A 19915-nucleotide genomic window follows, 5' to 3' on the forward strand; every position below is an offset into this window, starting at 1 on the left:
CCGGGACGGCGGCCCGCACCATCGCTCCCGACGGGCTCACCAGGCCATTCTTGGTGCGTTCCCCTTCAGGCCACGCCGGCCCGGGCCGTGAGCTCGGCCACGAGAGGAAGGACGCCGAACCATGGCTCCGGTCCGCCCCCAGCACGACGGCGCACGCCGGCCCCCGGTCGGCGGGTCGCTTGCCTACCTGCTGATGAACCTGCCCCTGGGCGTCTTCTGGTTCGTCCTGCTGCTGACCCTGTCGGCGGTCGGCATCGGCACCGCCGTCATCTGGGTCGGCGTGCCGATCCTGGCGCTGGCCGTGCTCCTGACCCGTGGCGGCGCCCACCTCGAGCGGGCCCGCAGCGCCGGTCTGCTCGGCGTCGGCATCGAGACGCCCTACCGGTCGTTGCCCGAGGGCGGTCAGCGGGAACGCTGGAAGGCCCGCCTGCGCGACGGCGCCACCTGGCGGGACCTGGCCTACCTGCTCCTGCTGTTCCCGCTGGGGGTGGTGGAGTTCGTGCTCGTGGTGGTGTTCTGGTCGGTCGGGCTGGCCCTGCTCACGCTGCCGATCTACTTCCGGTTCCTCCCCGAGGGCGCCCACTTCTTCCCGGCCTACGACGTGCGCTGGATCACCGTCGACTCCACGCTGGCGGCCCTGCCGTGGGCGGCGATGGGAGCGCTGGTGACGGTGCTGGCGATGGCGCTGACCAGGACGCTGGCCCGTGGTCACGTCCGGTTCGCCCGCGCCCTGCTCGGGCCGGTGGGGCACCGTACTGAGGCCGCGGCTCGGCACCCGCACCCGGCGCGCCCGGTGTCAGAATGGTGATCCACGGGAGCGAGGGAGGCGGGGTGTCCGAAGCCGACGCGGGGCGCGACCAGCCCCGCCCGGGGGCGGTCAGGGCCGTCGGCTTCATGGTCGCGAGCTTCCCGCTGCGCCTGGCGCAGTTCGTGCTCGCCGTGGCCGGCATCGCGATCGGCGTCGCCGCCACGGTGATCTGGATCGGTCTGCCCATCCTGTTCGGCGTCACCGCGCTGGTCCGCTGGTTCGGTGACGTCGAGCGCCGCTGGGTGCGGACGATGCTGGACTGCCCGGTGCCCGACGCCGACCGGCTGCCGGCCGAGGGCAACGTGCTGCGCCGGTGGCGCGTCCAGCTCACCGACCCGACCACCTGGCGGGACCTGGCCTACCTCCTGCTGTGCCTTCCACTCGGAGTGCTCGAGTTCGCCCTCGGCCTGGCCGGCGTGATCCTGCTCCCGCTGGGCATCTGGGTGGTGCCGTGGCTGGGTTGGCTGCACGGTGAGCTCGCGCTCGCCCTGCTCGGCCCGCCCCGCGCGCAGCGGCTGGCCGCGCGCGCACAGCGCCTGCAGGCCTCCCGGGCCCGTGGCGTGGACGCCGCCGAGGCCGAGCGGCGGCGGATCGAGCGGGACCTGCACGACGGCGCGCAGCAGCGCCTCGTCGCCGTCGCGATGAGCGTGGGCAGGGCGAAGGCGAAGCTGGACGGCGCCCCGAGCGAGGTGCGGGAGCTGCTGGACGAGGCGCACTCCGATGCCAAGCTCGCGGTCTCCGAGCTGCGCGACCTGGCCCGCGGGATCTACCCGGCGGTGCTCGCCGACCGCGGTCTGGACGCCGCGCTGTCCGCGCAGGCCGCCCGATCGCCGATCACGGTGGACGTCGACGTCGACGTCGAGCCACGGCCGCCGGCCGCGGTGGAGACCACGGCCTACTTCATCGTCGGGGAGACGCTCACCAACGTGGCCAAGCACGCCGGGGCGACCGAGGCACGAGTCCGGGTGCGCCGCTCCGGCGACACCGTGACCGTCGAGGTCACCGACAACGGTCGCGGCGGCGCCGAGATGCGGCCCGGCGGCGGTCTCGCCGGCCTCGCCGACCGCGCCGCGACGATCGACGGCGTCATCACCGTGGTCAGCCCACCCGGCGGCCCCACGGTGATCCGCGCCGACCTGCCGTGCAGCTGGTGACATCCAACCGATGGGGGAAGCAATGCGTGTGGTCATCGCCGAGACAGTTGTCCTCCGGGGGGCGACCCCCAGACCCCCGCAAGCCCTCGGCGACTCCCCTGAGGAGGCTCCATGCGTGTCGTGATCGCCGAGGACGCCGTCCTGCTGAGGGCGGGGGTGCAGCGGCTGCTGGCCGACGAGGACATCCAGACCGTCGCCGCGGTGGACAACGGCGACGACCTGATCGGCGCCGTCGAGGAGCACCGGCCGCAGCTGGCGATCGTCGACGTCCGGATGCCGCCGACGTTCACCGACGAGGGCCTGCGCGCGGCGCTGCGGGCCAGGGAGGTGCAGCCCGGCCTTCCGGTGCTGGTGCTGTCCCAGTACGTCGAGGAGAGCTACGCCGTGGAGCTGCTCGCCGGTGGCGCCGGCGGGGTCGGCTACCTGCTCAAGGAGCGGGTGGCGGACGTGGCCGATTTCCTGGACGCGGTGCGCCGAGTGGCGGCCGGCGGCACGGCGATCGATCCGGAGGTGATCGCGCAGCTCATGGCACGCGGCCGGAAGAACCCGCTCGACGCGCTCACCGCCCGTGAGCGGGAGGTGCTCGGGCTGATGGCGCAGGGACTGTCCAACACGGCGATCGCGAACCGCCTGGTCGTGTCGCACGGCGCGGTGGAGAAGCACATCGGCAACATCTTCGCCAAGCTCAACCTGGAGGCCAGCACCGAGGAGCACCGCAGGGTGCGCGCGGTGCTCACCTACCTCGAGCGCGGCTGAGCACATCGATCGGCCGGCCGGCGGTACCGGGCGTAGGCCCCGAGGAGCCCGTTCGGACCAGCCTCGATCACCCATCTGTGGGCGGTGCCGGGCCGGATGGCTCGCCTACGATGGGCGGAACCGCGTCGGGCGAGGAGGGTGGCGATGACCGGAGCGAGTGTGCGTTTCTTCGGCGGGCCGCTCGACGGCAGGGTGCAGGAGCTGGGCATCGCCGACCCGGTGTGCGGCAGCGTCATGCGGCACGTCCACCTGCACGACGGGCCCAAGATCGAGACCCACTACCAGCTCGACTACCGCCCGGGCACCGGGTGGGAGTACCGGCTGTGCGGCCTCCCCCGGCCCGACGAGCTCTCCGAGCCCTGATCCGCGCTGCTTGTTCGGATCCATCCCACAGGTGCCGTTGACTTCGACTGCGGTCCCATCCCGGAGCCTGCCGGTCCCACCGCCGCGACGCTCCATCTCCTGGTGCGGTCCCATCCGTTGCCCGCTGGGAGTGCGGTCCGGGTCGGGGTTGCCGCGTCGCGGGTGTGGGGTCCCCATCCCGAAGCCCGATGGTGTTGACAGTTGGGGGTGGGGAGGGGAATGGATGATGCCCCGAGCTTGCTGGGGCGTACCTCGACCGGGTGGGAACGACGGGTGGTGCGCCCCGCCTGGTGAGGCGCCAGGAGCCGGGGTGAGAACAGCGGTGTCCCGCGCGTGCCAAGGCTCGCGCCGCGTCGGGCGAGTTTCCCTGGCGCGGCCTCGCACCATGGGGGACATCTCGGCCGGACGCGAGCCCGAGGTGGCCTTCGGTACCGCATGTGTACGCAAGCCACCTTGGGCTCGGGGGTAACGCCCCCGCCCGCCTGGCGGCCTCGCCCCACACCAGCCGCCCCCTTTCCACCCAATCCCCAACCCCGGCCCTCCGGATCTGGCCCGCGTCGCGGTCCTTTCCGGAGTGTCCGTGGTGGGGCCTGCCCCACCACGTCTCTGGTGCCCTCCGGAGTCCGAAGAGGCCGGTCCGCCGGCGTGTTTCCCACACCCGCGCCGACCAGGCTTCCTAGCCATGCAGACCTCGCCGAGAAGCCTGGCCGCCGGCCGGGACGTGTTCCTGGATCTCGTGCGCGCCGGCGCGATCCTCGCCGTCGTCCTGCAGCACTGGCTGATGCCGGTGCTGGCGTTCGACGGCACCACCATCGCCACCGGCAACGCCCTGACCACCCCAGGCTGGTGGGCTTTCACGTGGTTGTCGCAGGTGATGCCGCTCGTGTTCTTCGCCGGCGGCGCGGCCAACCTGCTGTCGCTGCGCCGCGCGGCGTCCACCCGCGCCTGGCTGGCCGCCCGGGCCCAACGGTTGCTGCTGCCGGTGCTGCCGCTGGCGGCGGTGTGGCTGGTCGTGCCGGAGGCGCTGCGCGAGCTGGGTGTCCCGGAGCAGCCGGTGGCGGTGGCCGGTTCGATCGCCGGACAGCTGCTGTGGTTCCTCGCGGTCTACCTGGTGACGGTGCTGCTCGCCCCGGTCATGGCCGCGGCGCACCGCCGGTGGGGGCTGGCCGTGCCGGTGCTGCTCACCGCCGCGGCGGCGGTGGTCGACGTGGCGCGCTTCGGCGTCGCGGCGGAGGTCGGCTACCTCAACGCCGTGTTCGTCTGGGTGGCCGTGCACCAGCTCGGCTTCTGCTACGTCGAGGGCCCGCTGGCCGGGCTCGGCCGACGGGCGGCGCTCGGCCTCGCGGCGACGGGCTTCGGCGGCGCGGCCGTGCTGGTCACGTCCGGGCCCTACGCGGCCAGCATGATCGGGATGCCGGGGGCACCGATGTCGAACATGAGCCCGCCCACCATGGTCCTGGTCGCCGTGGCGCTGGGCCAGCTCGGCCTGTTGCTGGCGGCCCGGCCGGCACTGACCGCGTTCGCCGCCCGGCCGCCGGTGGCGGCGGCGCTGGGCTGGCTCGGCGCTCGGTTCATGAGCATCTACCTGTGGCACATGCCGGCGCTGATCGTGGTCACCGGCGTCGCGGTGCTCGGCTTCGGCTACGCGACCCCGGAGCCCGGCACGCCGGAGTGGTTGGCCGCGGCGCCGGTGTGGCTGGTGCTGGCCGCCGGGGTGCTGCTGGCCCTGCTGAGGGTGGTGGCCGGGGTGGAGGCACGAAGGCCGGCCCGCTCGGCGCCGCCGGCGCTGCCGCAGCTGGTGGTGGCGATGACGCTGGGCGCCGCGGGGCTGCTCGGGCTGGCGGCGCGCGGCTTCACCACCCCGGTCGACGGCGGGTGGCAGGCCGGTCCGCTGCCGTGGGTGGCCCTGGTGCTGGGTGGGTTCCTCCTCGCCCGTCGCGCGCTGGACGTGGCCGAGCTGGCCGGAAGGGCGCTCGCGGTGTGGCAGCGGGCACGGCGGGTCGCGCCCTGATCACGTGCCGAGCGGCGCGGCCGAGGTGTCGTGCGGCACCGCGCGCCGGCGCGCAGCGCGCCGCCAGTGTCTTCGCCACCCCGGGCTCGAGGCCGGCGGGCCGAGCGACCGCAGCCACGCCGGGACGTCGGCGTCGGTCTCGGGGCCGGTCAGCGGTACTTGCCCTTCAGCGCGCGGCCCATCGCCCTGGACATCTCGCGCTGGGCGTCCCGCCGGGCGATGGCCTGTCGCTTGTCGTAGGCCTTGCGACCCTTGGCCAGGGCGAGCTCGACCTTGACCTTGCCGTCCTTGAAGTACAGCGACAGCGGCACCAGGCTGAGGCCGCTCTCCTTGGTCTTGCCGATCAGCTTCTCGATCTCGCCGCGGTGCAGCAGCAGCTTGCGGGTCCGGCGGGCCTCGTGGTTGGTCCACGTGCCGTGCTCGTACTCGGGGATGTGCAGCCCGCGCAGGTAGACCTCGCCGTCGTCGACGGTGGCGAACGCGTCGGCGAGGGAGGCCTTGCCGGCGCGCAGGCTCTTCACCTCGGTGCCCACGAGGACGACGCCCGCCTCGTAGATGTCGAGGATGGAGTAGTCGTGTCGCGCGCGGCGGTTCGACGCGATCACCTTGCGGCCGGTCTCCTTGGGCATACCGTGACTCTACGTGGTCGAGGCCGGTGGACGCAGCCGGTTAGTGCCGGACGTACAGCCGCAGCGTGACGTAGCCGGTAATCGCGGAGATGACGACCGCGACGCCGACCAGGATGGGCGCCACCGGGTAGACGATGTCCAGCAACTGGATCTGCGGGATGATCCCGGACGTCGCGCCGAGCACGCGGTCGATCACGAGGTACTTCAGCCCGACCAGGCCACCGAGCCCGACGAGCGCGCCGAACACGCCGGCCACCACGGCCTCGAGCAGGAAAGGCAGCTGCGTGTACCACCGGGTGGCACCGACCAGGCGCATGATGCCGACCTCGGTACGCCGGGTGAACGCCGACAGTTGGATGGTGTTGGAGATCAGCAGGAGCGCGGCCAGCGCCATGAAGAGCGCGACGATGAACGTGCCGTCCCGGACGGCGTTGAGCACGCCGAAGAACCGGTCCAGGAACTTGTTCTGGTCGTCGACCTTGTCCACCCCGGCCTGGCCGGTGAACTCCTGCACGATCACGTCGCTGCGCTCGGGGTTGAACAGCTTCACGTGGAACGAGGCGGGCAACGACTCGGGGCGGGCCAGCTCAACCAGCTCGGGCTGGCTCTGGAAGATCTCCTGGAACCGCTCGTAGGCCTGCTGCCGGTCCTCGTACACAACGGACTCGACGGCCGGGTTGCTCTCCAGCTCCTGCCGGATGGTGGTGCAGGGTTGCTGGGTGCACGCCGGGTCGTTGGCGCTGATGTCCTCGGTGAGGAACACCGCCACCTCGACATCGTCCATGTAGGCGGTCTTCATCTTGTCGATGGTGCGGACGATGAGCAGGCCACCGCCGAGCATGCCGAGGGAGATCGCGGTGGTGAGGATCATCGCGATGGTCATCGTGACGTTGCGGCGAAGGCCGGTGAGCACTTCGCTGAACACGAAACTGGCACGCATCGGGCGGTATTCCCTTGGGTCGGGGGCTTGCGGGGCGGGTGGCGGGCGAGGCCGGGGAGTCAGCGGCCCACGCCGTACACCCCTCGTTTGTCGTCGCGGATCACCCTGCCGAGCTGCAGCTCGACCACGCGGCGACGCATGGAGTCGACGATCGAGTGGTCGTGGGTGGCCATCAGCACCGTGGTGCCGGTGCGGTTGATCCGCTCCAGCAGCAGCATGATGTCCTGACTGGTGTCCGGGTCGAGGTTCCCGGTGGGCTCGTCGGCGAGCAGCACCAGCGGGCGGTTGACGAACGCGCGCGCGATGGCCACGCGCTGCTGCTCGCCGCCGGACAGCTCGTTGGGCATCCGGTCGGCCTTGCCTTCGAGGCCGACCAACTCGAGGACCTCGGGCACCACCTTGGCGATGGTGTGCCTGGGCTTGCCGATCACCTCGAGCGCGAAGGCGACGTTCTCGGCGACGGTCTTGTTCGCCAGCAGCCGGAAGTCCTGGAAGACGCAGCCGATGGTCTGCCGCAGTCGGGGGACCCTGCGGCGGGCCATCTTGGCGACGTCGAAGTTGGACACGAAGACCCGGCCCCTGGTGGGGACCTCCTCGCGCAGGAGCAGGCGGAGGAACGTCGACTTGCCCGACCCGGACGGGCCGATCAGGAAGACGAACTCACCCTTGTCCACGTCGACGGACACGCTGTCCAACGCGGGACGAGTGGACGTCTTGTAGACCTTGGTCACGCTGTCGAGCCGGATCACGGTGGGCCATCCTACTCAGGGCGCCGGTTAAGCCCGGGTTGCCTCCGGACTGGCGGGTCGTCCCAGGTGACCGAGGCCACCCGGGCGTCACCGGAGCCCGCTCAGGACGCCTGCTGCTTGCGCCAGCGGATGCCGGCGTCGAGGAAGCCGTCGAGGTCGCCGTCGAGCACCGCGGAGGGGTTGCCGACCTCGTACTCGGTACGCAGATCCTTGACCATCTGGTACGGGTGCAGCACGTAGGAGCGCATCTGGTTGCCCCAGCTCGAGCCGGCGTCGCGCAGCGCGTCGAGCTCGGCGCGCTCCTCGTCCTTCTTGCGCTGCAGCAGCTTCGCCTGCAGCACCTTCATCGCGGCGGCCTTGTTCTGCAGCTGGGACTTCTCGTTCTGGCAGGACACCACGATGCCGGTGGGCAGGTGGGTGATGCGCACCGCGGAGTCGGTGGTGTTGACGCTCTGCCCGCCGGGACCGGACGAGCGGAACACGTCGACCCGGATGTCCTTCTCCGGGATGTCGACGTGGTCGACCTCCTCGACCTCGGGCAGCACCTCGACGTGGGCGAACGACGTCTGCCGGCGGCCCTGGTTGTCGAAGGGGGAGATCCGCACCAGGCGGTGGGTGCCCTGCTCGACGGAGAGGGTGCCGTACACGTACGGGGCGGAGACCTTGAAGGTCGCGGAGCGGATGCCGGCTTCCTCCGCGTAGGAGATGTCGTAGACGTCGGTCGGGTAGCCGTGCCGCTCGGCCCAGCGCAGGTACATGCGGAGCAGCATCTCGGCCCAGTCGGCGGCGTCGACGCCGCCGGCCTCGGAGCGGATGGTGACCACGGCGTTGCGGTCGTCGTACTCGCCGGAGAGCAGGGTGCGCACCTCGAGGGTGTCGATCTCCTTGGCGAGTTGGGCCAGCTCGTCCTGCGCCTCGGCGATGCTGGCCGGGTCGCCCTCGGCGACGGCGAGCTCGCGCAGCACGCCCAGGTCGTCGAGCCGCTGTCGCAGGTCGGTGACGCGGCGCAGCTCGGCCTGCCGGTGGGAGAGCTGGCTGGTGACCTTCTGCCCGGCCTCGGGGTTGTCCCAGAGGTTGGGGTCGGCCGCCTGCTCCTCGAGGTCGGCGACCTGCGCGCGCAGGCCGTCGAGGTCCATCACCGACTCGACCTGGGAGAGCTTGCCGGCGAGGTCCTTCAGGTCGGCTTCGAAGTCACCACTCACGTCCACCAAGGTTACGGCAATTCTCCCGGCCGCTTGCGGCGCACCGGCCATGGGCGGCCGGGAGGCCGGTTGGTGGCCGCTCCGGTGGGTGCCTCAGGCGTTGGCGAGGGCGTCCACCAGCTTCACCGCGGCCCTGGCGTGGGCCTGGCCGAACTCGGCGACGGCCTTGGTGACGGGGTCGGGCGCGGCCTTGACCGCGGCCTTGGCCTCGTCGAGCTGCTCGGTGTAGGTGGCCCTGGCCGCCTCGAAGAGGTTGGCCCGCTGCTTCGGGGTCAACGACTTCGCGTGGACCAACCGCAGGATGAGCGGGCTGCGGAGGTGGTCGGGGCCGGCGTCGGTGAGCAGCCAGGCCTTGAAGGCCTTCTTGCCGGCGGCGGTGATGACGTACTGCTGGCTGGAGCGCGGGCCCTGCTTGCCCAGTCGGACGAGCCCCTGTTCGGCCAGGGCGGGAAGTTCGCGGTAGACCTGGCTGCGGGTGACGCTGAAGAACGCGCCGAAGCGGTCGTCAGCGGCGGCGACGAGCTCGCCACCCGTGGCGGGGCCGTCGTGGAGCAGGCCTAGCAGAGCTGCGGCTGTTGCATTCAGATCGGACACGTCTACCACAGTGCCACGTTTTCCAGCTTCTGTCCACAGTGGCCTTGATTCCGTCCACTGTGGAAGCCTTTCGGGCACCCGAATGGACCAATCCGAATGGACCACACACCCCCGATCCGCCGAACCGATACCCCCAACCGCACTCCCCGAACCTCCCCAGTACGAGGGCGGGGCCTCCATCCCCCGGGTCCGCTGAGCGTGCCACCCATGCGCCAGGTTGACACGTCCCATGATGCCGGGTTCCCACCCCGGAACCCGCTGGGCGTGCCACCCGTGCCCAGCTGACACGTCCCGGGGCGCCGGTCCTCACCCCGAAGCCCCAGTGTGTCGACGGTTGGGGGCACCGTGTCAAGGCGGGAAAGCGTGCCTTGACACGCCACCCCCAACCGCAAAGCGGCTCCGGATCGGGGTGAGGAGGGGGAATGGCCGAAACCCCAACCCGGACGGAGAACACCCCGAGGAGCCACAACCCCACCGAAGCCAGGAGCGGAGCCCAACAAGCCCAACCGGACCCCCACCCAACACAACCAAGACACGCTCAAGCACCCGGACCCCCAGGCGCCGCCCCGGCGCCCCCCGGGGCGCCGGGCCCAAACCGGACCACCCCGACCCAACGCAACCACGCCCCGGGGGGTCCGGGGGCTTGCCCCCGGGCGGGGTCTGGGGGCTGCGCCCCCAGAAAACACGCGAAAGAGCCCCCCGTCTGCGCATTCCGCAGACAGGGGGCTCCCAGGCTCTGTAGCGGGGACAGGATTCGAACCTGCGACCTCTGGGTTATGAGCCCAGCGAGCTACCGAACTGCTCCACCCCGCGTCGGTGTGACACCAGCCTACCGGATGGGTCTCGCGGGCCGGGCACCCCCTCCCCCGGGGGCTCGGCGGCAGGCCTGCGCCCGCGCGGGCGCAGGTCAGAGCTCCTCCCCCGACAGCAGCGGCTCGAAGGATCGGTAGGCGGCGTAGTTCCGGAAATGCCGGCTGTGGACCTCCGCCCCGTCCGCCAGCTCGTCCGTCACCTCGCTGACGTCCACGACGTGCAGCAACCGCCAGCTGATCAGCTCGCCGAGCTCGTTGTGGTAGCTGACCTGACGTGCCCGGCCCCGCTCCCAGGCTCGCTCCCGGGCCGCCTCCTCGGTCTCGGCGACCAGCAGCACGACGCTCTCCTCGTAGAGCGGCACGTACCCCTCCCCGTCGCCGGTGGACGAGTACACCAACACCGCCGAGAAAACCCCCACGACACCCACCACCTCGAAGCCCGCTGAACGTGCCACCCGCACCGGGCTGACACGTCCCAGGATGCCGGGTCCCCACCCCGAAGCCCCAGTGTGTTGACGGTTGGGGGTGGGGAGGAGGAATGGCTGAAACGCCACCCCGGGCGGAGGGCGGCCCGAGAACCCACGGAGGATGGTGCAGCAACCCCGGTCCATCAGAAGCCCAGCCCGACCGGACCATCCCTACCCGGCGCACCCCCACCGGAGCCCGACAAGCCCAACCGGACCCTCCCCCACCCACGCAACCACGACCGGGAAGCCGAGGCGGAGTCCCACCTGAGCCCCCAACCGCACCTCCCCCACCCAACGCAACCACGCCCCGGGGACCGGGGAACCAACCGCACCTAACGCCACCACGCCCCGGGGGATCCGGGGAACCAACCGGACCTCCCCACCCAACGCAACCACGCCCTGGGGGGTCCGGGGGCTTGCCCCCGGGCGGGGTCTGGGGGCTGCGCCCCCAGAAAACACGCGAAAGAGCCCCCTGTCTGCGCATTCCGCAGACAGGGGGCTCCCAGGCTCTGTAGCGGGGACAGGATTCGAACCTGCGACCTCTGGGTTATGAGCCCAGCGAGCTACCGAACTGCTCCACCCCGCGTCGGTGTGACACCCAGTCTACACCTCGGGTTCACCGGGGTGCGGACCGGGTGTCACCGGAGATCTCAGCCACCTCCCGTGCCGGCCTGGCTGTAACGCTGGTAGGCGGCGTCGAGCTGAGCCAGCGCCCTGCCTTCGGCGGCGAAGTCGCCGTTGCGCCGGGCGTCCATCAGCGCCTTGTAGGCGTTGGCCATGTCGGTCGCGGCGGCCTGCGCGTCCGGGGAGAGCTGCGCCCCGTCAGCTGGCGGTTGCTGTTGTTGGCCGTCCGCCGGCGGCGTCACCTGCTGGTCCGGATCGTCGCCAGGCTCGGGGATGGGAGGGTTACCGCCCTGCTCCGGGCCGGTGGCGGCCTGGCCGGCTCCTTCGCCGAACACCTGGTCGAGCGCGCCCTTCAGGGTGGCGTCGAAGCCGATCTTGCCGCCGTAGGAGACGAGCACGCGGGCCAGCTGCGGGAAGCTGTTCTCGTTCTTCTGCCGGATGTAGACCGGTTCGACGTAGAGGAACCCGCCGGCCACCGGCAGGGTCAGCAGGTTGCCGTAGATGACGTCGATCTGCGGGTTGTTGAACAGCGTACGTTCACGTGCGACGCGCGGGTCGCTCTGGAAGCGGTTCTGCACCTGCACCGGGCCTTCGACCTGCTGCCCGGCGCCGATTTCGGTGGGTAGCCGCAGCACCGTCATGTCGCCGTAGGTCCCGGGGTCGGAGGACACCGAGACCCACGCGGCGAGGTACTGCCGGCGCAGCGGCGTGAGCGGGCTCGTCAACTGGAAGGTGGCCTGGTCCTGCCCGGGGATCTGCGCCAGCAGGTAGTAGGCCGGCTGGTTGGTCGCCTCGTTGTTCGGGTCGTTGGCGCCGCCCTTGGTCGGGTCGGCGGGCACGTCCCAGAACGTCTCGGTGCTGTAGAAGTCCGTGGGCTTCTGCACGTGGTACTTCGTCAGCAGCTGGCGCTGGATCTTGAACATGTCCTCGGGGTAGCGGAAGTGCTTCCGCAGCTCCGGCGAGATCTCGCTGCTGGGCTTCACGATCCCGGGGAAGACGCTGGCCCAGGCCTTGAGCACCGGATCGTCCTCGTTGGCCGTGTACAGATCGACGTTGCCGTCGAAGGCGTCGACCGTGGCCTTCACCGAGTTGCGGATGTAGTTGACGGTCCTGGACTGCTGCCGGGCGACGCCGGCGAGCGTGTCCTGCGTGGCGTCGTCGATCTGGGTCTGCTGCGAGTACGGGAAGTTGCTGATCGTGGTGTAGCCGTCCACGATCCACTTGATCCGGCCGTCGATCACCGCCGGGTAGGGGTCACCGTCGACGGTCAGCCACGGCGCGACCTTGCGCACCCGGTCCCGCGGGTCCCGGTTGTACATGATCCTCGAGCCGTCGCTGATGGCGTCGGAGAAGAGGATGTTGCGCTCGCCCTCCTTGGCGGCGAACACCAGCCGGTTGATCCAGTTGTCGATCGGCACCCCGCCGTTGCCCTGGTAGATGTAGTCGCTCTTGTTGGCGGAGTCGTACTCACCGGGCGCCTTGCCGGGCTCCCCGCCGACGATGGCGTAGTCGGTGGTCAGCTCGCCGTAGTAGATCCGCGGCTCGTCGACCCGGATGCCGTGCGCGCCGGTCGGGTTCTGGGTGTCGCTGGTGCCGGCGACCGGGTAGCCGCCCTCGCTGTCGGCGTCGGCCAGCGCGCGGTCGATGGTGTTGGCCGGCGCGGCGACGAAGCCGTTGCCGTGGGTGTAGCGCAGGTGCCGGTTGATCCAGGTGCGCTGGTTCTCCACCAGTCCGCTGGTCTTGATCTCCTTGGTGGCGACGATGTAGTCCTGCGTCTTGCCGCCGACCTCGTACCGGTCGATGTCGAGCTTCTCGGAGAAGCCGTAGAAGTTCTCCCGGCCGACGCGCTGGGTGAAGGTGGGCTCGAGCACGCTCGGGTCGAGCAGCCGGATGTTCGGGATGGTGCCCTGATCGGCCCGCACCTCGGCGGGGGTGGCCTCGGACTTGCCCGCGTACTCCCGGTAGTCGACGTCCCGCAGGTCGAACGCGTACCGGGTGGCCTCCATGTTCCGCTGGATCGACTCGGCTTCCTTCTCGATGGCGTTGGGCCGCACCTGGAACTGCTCGAGCACGGCGGGGAAGGCCCAGCCGACCAGCACGCCGGACAGGATCAGCAGCACCAGCGCGATGGCCGGCAGCTGGACGTTGCGCAGGAAGGCGCCGACGAAGAACGCCACCGCCACGAACACCGAGATGCACAGCAGGATCCACTTGGCCGGCAGCACGGCGTTGAGGTCGGTGTAGGTGGCGCCGGTGAACAGCGGCTCGTTGCGGTCCGACAGCATCAGGTAGTACCGGTCGAGGAAGTACTCGACCGCCTTCAGCAGCACGAACAGCCCGATGGTGACGGAGAGCTGCACCCGCGCCGGGCCGGAGATCTGTCCGCCGCGGCCGGCGAGCCGGACCCCGCCGAACAGGTAGTGCGCGGCCAACGCGCCGAGGAACGCGACGACGATCGCGACGAACAGCCAGCCGAGCAGCCATCCGTAGAACGGCAGGCTGAACGCGTAGAAGCCGATGTCGAGGCCGAACTCGGGGTCGGTCTGGCCGAAGTTGGTGCCGTTGAAGAACAGCTGCACCCGTTCCCAGTCGGCCTGGCCGCTGGCGCCGGCGATCAACCCGGCGACGACCGGGATGCCGATGCCGAACAGCCGGACCCGGCTGACCACGAGGGAGCGGTAACGGGCGAGGGGGTCGTCGGCGCCGGAGACCGGCACGAACACCGGACGCGTCCGGTAGGCGATCACGAGGCTGATCGCGAGCAACCCACCGACCAGCAGCCCGGTGGCGAAGAACAACGCCACGCGGGTGAGTAGCACGGTGGTGAAGACGCTGCGGGCACCGACCTCGCCGAACCATAGCCAGTCGATGTAGGTGTCGAGCAGCCGCGCGCCGAGCAGCAACGCGAGCACGACGATGCCGGCGAGGATCAGCAAGAACCGGCTGCGTCGGGACAGCTTCGGCATGGTCACCGGGGGCCGAGTGGCCACTGCGCACGCTCCTGTGGTCGTGATCTCGTTCGCGGGGCGCCCGTACCGCCGACTGCCCCTTGACTACCCAACTCTACGGGTGGGGGTCCGAGTTCCATCAAACACCCAAACCGGACGGGAGAGGGCGCCTGGTCGGCATTGCTGTCACGATGACCTACATGGCGGACAGCGAGATGTCGGCGGCGAGTGCCAGTGTGGCGGCGGTGGCCAGGGAAGTCGAGGAGTTCGTGTCGGCGGCGGGGTGGAACCAGCCACCCCAACTGTTCGCGCTGGTGCCGACGGCGGAGCTGCTCAGCCAGCAGCCCGACCTGGCCGACCGGCTCGACGCGGCGGCGCCGCTGACGCCGGTGGCGCAGGAGGCGTTGCCGGACGGGGACCTCGCGGAGGTGCTGGGCCGGATCGCGTGGCCCGAGGCGGTGCGCGGCTGCGCGCTGGCGCAGGAGATCGTCGTGCTTCCTCCGGACGCCGAGGCGGAGTTGCCGGAGGCCGGCGGGAGCGAGGCGGACGCGCAGCGGCTGCGCCAGGCGGCCGCGGACCATCCTCGGCGCACCGAGGCGCGGCTGGTGGCGGTCGTGTTGCGGGAGGGCACGGCGGCGTGCGTGATGCGGCTGCGCGGCACGGGCGCGGACGACGTCGAGGAGATCGTCGAGCACCCCGAGCTGGCGCCGAACCTGGTGACCGCGCTGCGGGCGACGTTGGAGCCCTGAGCCCCCGGTCAGCAGGACGGAACGGGCCGGCCGGCGGTCAGGTTCTCCAGCGCGGTGACGGCGCTGTCGAGGTCGGTCACCTTGACCAGCCGGAGCCCGTCGGGAGCCGCGGCGGCGGCCTCGGAGCAGTTGCGCTCGGGGACGAGGAACACGGTGGCGCCGGCCTCCTCGGCGGCGACGACCTTGAAGGAGATGCCGCCGATCGGCCCCACGTTGCCCCTGTCGTCGATCTCGCCGGTGCCGGCGACGTGCTCGCCCTCGACCAGCGGGCCGGGGGTGAGCCGGTCCACGATGGTGAGGGCGAAGATCAGGCCGGCCGAGGGCCCACCGACGTCCTCGAGAGTGATCTTGATGTCGAAGGGCACGTCGGCGCGTTCCACCGGCTGCAGGCCCATGAACCCCTCGGACCGCTGGGGGTCGGGGTTCTCCGCCAGGGTGAGGGTCGCGGTCCGTTCGGGCTGGCCCTCGTGCTGGAAGGTGAGCGAGATGGTGTCCCCGGGCCGGGTGTCGGCGAGCGCGGTGCGGACGTCCTCCTCGGTGTTGATCGGCCTGCCGTTGACGACCAGGAGCCGGTCGCCCGCGCTCAGCACGTGGTCGGCGGGGCTGCCGGCCACCACCTCCTTGGCCAGCACCTTGACGGGGTAGCCGAGCCGGCGCAGGGCGGCCACCTCGGCGTTGCTCTGCGAGTCGCGGAACTGCTCGACGTTCTCCTTCTTGACCTCCTCGTCGGTCTCCCCCGGCTTGAAGTACTCCTCGCGGGGTGCCAGCGCGTAGCGCCCGCTGGCCCACAAACCGAGCGCGCCGAACAGGGTGACGTCGTCGTTCAGCGAGACCGTGGTCATCCGCAGCTCGCCCTCGGTGGGGTAGGTCTGCTCGCCGTCGATCTGGATGACGGGGGTGCCGTCGACGGTGCCGAGGGTGTTGTAGGTCGGTCCAGGGCCGAGGGCCACGTAGGGCACCCGGACGAACGCGCCGAGCAGCCCGAACAGCACGACCAGCGCGCCACTGAGCACGAGGGTCCAGCCGCGGCGGCTCAGGTGCGTGCTCTGGTCGGTGTCGTCGGGGGGCGCCGGGAACCCGGTGGTCAGCGTGTCGGCCCGACCCGTTTCGGCGGCTCTGTCGCGGGACTCGCTCACAGCGTCACAGCGTACGGTGGTCCTGGTGGCGAGGCCGGACAGGCCACGCGGACTCGGCCATGCCTGGACCGGTGCGGCCCGGGCGGGCCGCGTACGGTGGAGATATGAGCAATCCCCCGTTCGGCTTCGGTCTTCCCGATCCCGACAACCGTGGCGACGACGACTCCTCGGAGTCCGGTGGGCGGCAGCAGCAGCCGGGCGCCGACGCGTTCAACCAGCTCGGGCAGATGCTCACCCAGTTGGGCCAGATGCTCAGCCAGGCGGGCAGCTCGACGGGGCCGGTGAACTACGACCTGGCCAAGCAGATCGCGGTGCAGCGGTTGGCGGCGACCGGTCAGGCCAAGGCCGGGTTCACCACGTCGGACTCCTCGACGGAGTCCGCGGTGCGTGACGCGGCGCACCTGGCGGAGCTGTGGCTGGACGCGGCGACCATCCTGCCGGCGGGGGCCACCAGCACGGTGGCCTGGACGTCCCGGGACTGGGTGGAGCGGACGTTGCCGACGTGGCAGCGGCTGTGCGACCCGGTGGCCAAGCAGGTGGCCGGCGCCTGGGTGCAGGCGTTGCCCGAGGAGGCGAAGCAGGCGGCGGGGCCGCTGCTGTCGATGGTCGGCCAGATGGGCGGGATGGCGTTCGGCTCGCAGCTGGGCAACGCACTGGCCGAGCTGGCCTCCGAGGTGCTCACCTCGACCGAGGTGGGGTTGCCACTCGGGCCGGACGCCACGTCGGCGCTGCTGCCGGCGAACATCGAGAAGTTCACCGAGGGGTTGGAGCGGCCGAGCAGCGAGGTGCTGGTGTTCCTCGCCGCGCGGGAGGCGGCGCACCAGCGGCTGTTCGCGCACGTGCCGTGGCTGCGGCAGCGGCTGCTGGCGACGGTGGAGGAGTTCGCCAGCGGGATCAGCGTGGACACCTCGGCGCTGGAGCAGCTGGCCGGCCGGGTGGATCCGAGCAACCCGGCGAGCATCGAGGAGGCGTTGTCCTCCGGACTGCTGGAGCCGCACACCACCCCCGAGCAGCAGGCGGCGCTGAACCGGCTGGAGACGTTGCTGGCGCTGGTCGAGGGCTGGGTCGACGTCGTGGTGGCCGAGGCGGTCGGGGACCGGCTGCCCGGGGCGGACGCGCTGCGGGAGACGTTGCGCCGGCGGCGGGCCACCGGTGGGCCGGCGGAGCAGACGTTCGCGACGTTGGTGGGGTTGGAGCTGCGGCCACGGCGGATGCGGGCGGCGGCGGCGCTGTGGAAGCTGGTCGGCGATCGGCACGGGATGCAGCGGCGGGACGGCCTGTGGTCGCATCCCGACCTGATGCCGAACGCGGAGGACCTGGACGAGCCACTCGAGTTCGCCGAGCGGCTCGGCGAGTCCGGCGACGCGGTGGGCCAGCTGGATCCGCTCACTGAGCTGGAGCGCACCGAGCGGGCCGAGCAGCAGGCGGCAACCGACTCCGCGGGCGAGGCATCCTCGGGCGAGGCGTCGCGGAACGAGTCGCGCGATGACCAGGCTTCGGGTGACCAGGACCGGGGTCACCGCGGCCCGGACGAGCAGGACGGCCGCCCGAAGGCCGAGGACAACGACAGCGCGGAACCCGGCGACCCACGAGCCGACCACTCCGACCACTCGGACCGGAACGACCGGCCCAGCGACGACCGCTGACGCCAGCGACCGGCACAGGTCGTCACACCGGCGCCCTGTCTCGCCCCCGCACCGTCGCGCCCTGACACCCGCGCCCGCGCACCGGGACCGGTTCCACCACGCCGGCCCGTCGCCGCGCACCCGCGCGCTGGCACCCGCGCCTGACTCGACAGGTCACCGCCATACCGGCAGCTCGTCCGACCTGCCAACCCATGGTCCACCGCGACGCTCCAGGTCACGGTGCCAGCGAGTGGCCTGCAGCCGCTACCGCCCTGGTGGCGGCCCCGCCCAGCGGCACGAGTGGCAATCCGAGCCCTGGCCCGCGCCTCGTCCACCGGAACCGCCCGCGGTCGGCGGAGACCGCCGGACAGGCCGCGCTCCAGACGGGCCACCGGCTGAGCCGCCGCACGTCCCGCCGGCCGACGTCGTCATCGCCCGCGGCCGGCGTGCGGGGCCATCCGCGTCGCCGGGTGCTAGTCGTCGCCGTCCGTGGTGAGGCCCCAACCGGCCGCGGCGGAAAGGCCCTCGAGGTAGCCGATCGCCCGCTCGGTCCTCGGGTAGTTCCGCACCAGCCGCCAGAACTCCGCGTTGTGTCCCGCCACCCGCAGGTGGGCCAGCTCGTGCACGAGCACATAGTCGAGCACCCAGGACGGGACCTCCCGGAGCCGCTCGCTCACTCGGATCGTCCGGTCGGCCGGGGTGCACGAGGCCCACCTCGTCCGCATCGGCGGGACCCAGCGAACGCTGGCCGGCAGGACGGAGTCGTCCAGGTAGCGCGCGGACAACTCGGTACAGCGCAGCAGGAGCGCCTCGTCCGACGCTCGGGCGGGGGACGCCCGCCTGCGCTCCGTGCGTTGCAGCTTGCGCTGCATCTCAGCGACCCAGTGTTCTTCCTCCTTCTTGCTCATCTTGGCGGGGATCAGCACCACCAGCGTGTCACCGTCCCGGTATGCGGTGACGGTGCGCCGCCGGCGGGCGCTGCGCCGTACCTCGATCTTCTGTTGTGGGGCTTGCCGGTGGTTCTTCTTGTCCCGGTTCCGCAGCGAGGGCACCCGTGCTTCAGCCACGGGACCACCGTAAGGCCAGTCACCGACTTCCGGTGAGGCCGCGACGCCAGAAGCCCCGAGTTGTCCACATCGCGGCTTACCTGTGGATAACTCCACCGTCGCTTAGCGAACGGTTAGCGGCCATCCGTCACCCTGGGTTCATGGAACATTCACAGCCAGCGGTGGCGCTCCCCCGCCGTCCACGCCTCCTGCCCGGTCTGGAGGTGCTCGAGCGCAAACCCGACGAGGTGCAGGTCGGCCTGGACCCACGGCACGCCGTGGTGGCCGACGAGCTGCCGAGCACGGTGATCGACATGCTGCGGACCATGGACGGCACCCGAACCGTCGATGCCCTGCTCGAGCAGGTCAACGGCGACGATTCCGAACGACTACGCGGCGTCCTCACCGGGCTTGCCAGGTTCGGCCTCCTGGAGGACGCGTCGAACCGCCGTGGCCGCCGAACGGTGGTCGAGCCCGAGCTGTGGCCGCTGCGCGCCGGGATGCGACGGCACGACGTGGTGGCACGGCGCGAGCGGTGCGCGCTGGCGGTGTACGGGGGTGGGAGGCTCGCCGTCGCCGTGTCCGTTCTGCTGGCGACCGCCGGTGTCGGGCAGATCGACGTGCGTGCCCCCGGTCTGGTGACAGCGTCCGACCTGGGTTCCGGGCTTCTCGACGGAGACGTGGGCCGTGAGCGCGGGGAGGCCATCGCGGCGGCCATCCACAGGGCGAACAGCCGGACCAGGACCACCAGGATCGGCGGTGGCCGCCGACCGGACCTCGCGCTGCTCACCGACGCCGTCGTGCCCGCTCCCGAGGTCGTCCACGAACTCGTCGCCGACGGGGTGCCGCACCTGCCGGTGCGGATCCGCGACGGCATCGGGATCATCGGGCCGCTGGTGTTCCCCGGTCGCAGCACCTGCCTGCGCTGCGCCGACCTCACCCGCGCCGACCTCGACGAATGCTGGCCACGGGTGGCCAGCCAACTCGCCGGCAGGATGCAGCACGCGGAGCTGAGCGCGGTGCAGGCCGCCGCGGCGCTGGCGACGACGCAGGTGCTGCGTGTGTTGAGTCACACCCCGGAGCCGCCGCCGGTGTGGAACGCGACGTTGGAAATCGACACCTACGACGGCAAGGTGTGGCATCGCCCCTGGGACCCGCATCCGGACTGCCGGTGCGGCGCCTTTCCGCCAGGCGGCCTACGCCCGGAGGCGTAATGGGCCCTACCACGCGAAGAGGCTGCGCGGGATGTGATCGGCAAGGCAGAATCGCGGGGTGGCCGACTTCCGCGAGCAGACCGACGAC

General features: G+C 71.4%; 17 protein-coding genes and 2 tRNA genes. 8 read left to right on the forward strand and 11 right to left on the reverse strand.

Annotation, left to right across the window (positions count from 1 at the left end):
* Window positions 1-121 precede the first annotated feature (121 nt).
* From BM051_RS04650 to BM051_RS04670, 5 genes are all read left to right on the forward strand, one after another.
* Entirely contained in the window at window positions 122-808 is a 687-nt protein-coding gene (locus BM051_RS04650; protein WP_092528236.1) for a sensor domain-containing protein, read from the forward strand.
* A gap of 23 nt (window positions 809-831) precedes the next feature.
* On the forward strand, window positions 832-1962 hold the full coding sequence (locus tag BM051_RS04655) for a sensor histidine kinase (protein ID WP_092528556.1): 1131 nt from the start codon (window positions 832-834) through the stop codon (window positions 1960-1962).
* A gap of 111 nt (window positions 1963-2073) precedes the next feature.
* Entirely contained in the window at window positions 2074-2718 is a 645-nt protein-coding gene (locus tag BM051_RS04660; protein WP_092528238.1) for a response regulator transcription factor, read from the forward strand.
* 144 nt (window positions 2719-2862) lie between these two features.
* Window positions 2863-3081: a hypothetical protein gene (locus BM051_RS04665; protein WP_092528240.1), complete on the forward strand. Its 219-nt coding sequence runs from the start codon at window positions 2863-2865 to the stop codon at window positions 3079-3081.
* 682 nt (window positions 3082-3763) lie between these two features.
* Window positions 3764-5092, forward strand: a complete 1329-nt coding sequence (locus BM051_RS04670) for an acyltransferase family protein (RefSeq protein WP_092528242.1) — start codon at window positions 3764-3766, stop codon at window positions 5090-5092.
* A gap of 149 nt (window positions 5093-5241) precedes the next feature.
* Here the strand turns inward: BM051_RS04670 and smpB are convergent, their stop codons facing one another.
* The 9 genes from smpB to BM051_RS04715 form a co-directional block, all read right to left on the reverse strand.
* Window positions 5242-5721, reverse strand: coding sequence for an SsrA-binding protein SmpB (gene smpB / locus BM051_RS04675; protein WP_092528244.1), 480 nt, complete (start codon window positions 5719-5721; stop codon window positions 5242-5244).
* A 40-nt stretch (window positions 5722-5761) separates the two neighbouring features.
* Window positions 5762-6661 (reverse strand): permease-like cell division protein FtsX, encoded by a 900-nt coding sequence (gene ftsX, locus BM051_RS04680; RefSeq protein ID WP_092528246.1) that lies wholly within the window; start codon window positions 6659-6661, stop codon window positions 5762-5764.
* A gap of 59 nt (window positions 6662-6720) precedes the next feature.
* Window positions 6721-7410, reverse strand: a complete 690-nt coding sequence (gene ftsE, locus BM051_RS04685) for a cell division ATP-binding protein FtsE (RefSeq protein WP_092528248.1) — start codon at window positions 7408-7410, stop codon at window positions 6721-6723.
* 101 nt (window positions 7411-7511) lie between these two features.
* A complete protein-coding gene (prfB, locus tag BM051_RS04690) occupies window positions 7512-8612 on the reverse strand; it encodes a peptide chain release factor 2 (protein WP_092528558.1) in 1101 nt (366 codons plus the stop codon).
* Window positions 8613-8705: 93 nt separating this feature from the next.
* Window positions 8706-9206, reverse strand: a complete 501-nt coding sequence (locus BM051_RS04695; RefSeq protein ID WP_092528250.1) for a PadR family transcriptional regulator — start codon at window positions 9204-9206, stop codon at window positions 8706-8708.
* A gap of 739 nt (window positions 9207-9945) precedes the next feature.
* Window positions 9946-10019 (reverse strand) — tRNA-Met (locus BM051_RS04700).
* Between the two features lie 94 nt (window positions 10020-10113).
* Complete coding sequence (locus BM051_RS29670; RefSeq protein WP_243859548.1) at window positions 10114-10437, reverse strand: DUF4288 domain-containing protein; 324 nt, start codon at window positions 10435-10437, stop codon at window positions 10114-10116.
* A 560-nt stretch (window positions 10438-10997) separates the two neighbouring features.
* Window positions 10998-11071, reverse strand: a tRNA-Met gene (locus BM051_RS04710).
* A gap of 64 nt (window positions 11072-11135) precedes the next feature.
* A complete protein-coding gene (locus BM051_RS04715) occupies window positions 11136-14099 on the reverse strand; it encodes a UPF0182 family protein (protein ID WP_092528254.1) in 2964 nt (987 codons plus the stop codon).
* Between the two features lie 158 nt (window positions 14100-14257).
* On the opposite strand from BM051_RS04715, the gene BM051_RS04720 reads away from it, so the two are divergent.
* Window positions 14258-14806 carry a PPA1309 family protein gene (locus tag BM051_RS04720; RefSeq protein WP_092528256.1) on the forward strand — a complete coding sequence of 183 codons (549 nt, stop codon included), beginning with the start codon at window positions 14258-14260 and terminating at the stop codon, window positions 14804-14806.
* A gap of 8 nt (window positions 14807-14814) precedes the next feature.
* Here BM051_RS04720 and BM051_RS04725 read toward each other — a convergent pair whose 3' ends face one another.
* Window positions 14815-15942 (reverse strand): YlbL family protein, encoded by a 1128-nt coding sequence (locus tag BM051_RS04725; protein ID WP_092528258.1) that lies wholly within the window; start codon window positions 15940-15942, stop codon window positions 14815-14817.
* A gap of 104 nt (window positions 15943-16046) precedes the next feature.
* Between BM051_RS04725 and BM051_RS04730 the strand changes: the two genes are divergently transcribed.
* Window positions 16047-17588 (forward strand): zinc-dependent metalloprotease, encoded by a 1542-nt coding sequence (locus BM051_RS04730; RefSeq protein WP_092528260.1) that lies wholly within the window; start codon window positions 16047-16049, stop codon window positions 17586-17588.
* A gap of 452 nt (window positions 17589-18040) precedes the next feature.
* Here BM051_RS04730 and BM051_RS04735 read toward each other — a convergent pair whose 3' ends face one another.
* Window positions 18041-18562 (reverse strand): M48 metallopeptidase family protein, encoded by a 522-nt coding sequence (locus BM051_RS04735; protein ID WP_092528560.1) that lies wholly within the window; start codon window positions 18560-18562, stop codon window positions 18041-18043.
* A gap of 212 nt (window positions 18563-18774) precedes the next feature.
* Between BM051_RS04735 and BM051_RS04740 the strand changes: the two genes are divergently transcribed.
* Window positions 18775-19827: a hypothetical protein gene (locus BM051_RS04740; RefSeq protein ID WP_092528262.1), complete on the forward strand. Its 1053-nt coding sequence runs from the start codon at window positions 18775-18777 to the stop codon at window positions 19825-19827.
* Window positions 19828-19915: the final 88 nt, after the last annotated feature.

The organism is Amycolatopsis arida (assembly GCF_900115565.1).
GTDB lineage: Bacteria > Actinomycetota > Actinomycetes > Mycobacteriales > Pseudonocardiaceae > Yuhushiella > Yuhushiella arida.

Bases quoted from the DNA above. Each gene is read 5' to 3' on its own strand.
- ftsX (WP_092528246.1), bottom strand. From the start codon at position 6,661: ATGCGTGCCAGTTTCGTGTTCAGCGAAGTGCTCACCGGCCTTCGCCGC.
- BM051_RS04730 (WP_092528260.1), top strand. From the start codon at position 16,047: ATGAGCAATCCCCCGTTCGGCTTCGGTCTTCCCGATCCCGACAACCGT.
- BM051_RS04670 (WP_092528242.1), top strand. From the start codon at position 3,764: ATGCAGACCTCGCCGAGAAGCCTGGCCGCCGGCCGGGACGTGTTCCTG.
- BM051_RS04650 (WP_092528236.1), top strand. From the start codon at position 122: ATGGCTCCGGTCCGCCCCCAGCACGACGGCGCACGCCGGCCCCCGGTC.
- BM051_RS04740 (WP_092528262.1), top strand. From the start codon at position 18,775: ATGGAACATTCACAGCCAGCGGTGGCGCTCCCCCGCCGTCCACGCCTC.
- BM051_RS04660 (WP_092528238.1), top strand. From the start codon at position 2,074: ATGCGTGTCGTGATCGCCGAGGACGCCGTCCTGCTGAGGGCGGGGGTG.
- smpB (WP_092528244.1), bottom strand. From the start codon at position 5,721: ATGCCCAAGGAGACCGGCCGCAAGGTGATCGCGTCGAACCGCCGCGCG.
- BM051_RS04665 (WP_092528240.1), top strand. From the start codon at position 2,863: ATGACCGGAGCGAGTGTGCGTTTCTTCGGCGGGCCGCTCGACGGCAGG.
- BM051_RS04720 (WP_092528256.1), top strand. From the start codon at position 14,258: ATGGCGGACAGCGAGATGTCGGCGGCGAGTGCCAGTGTGGCGGCGGTG.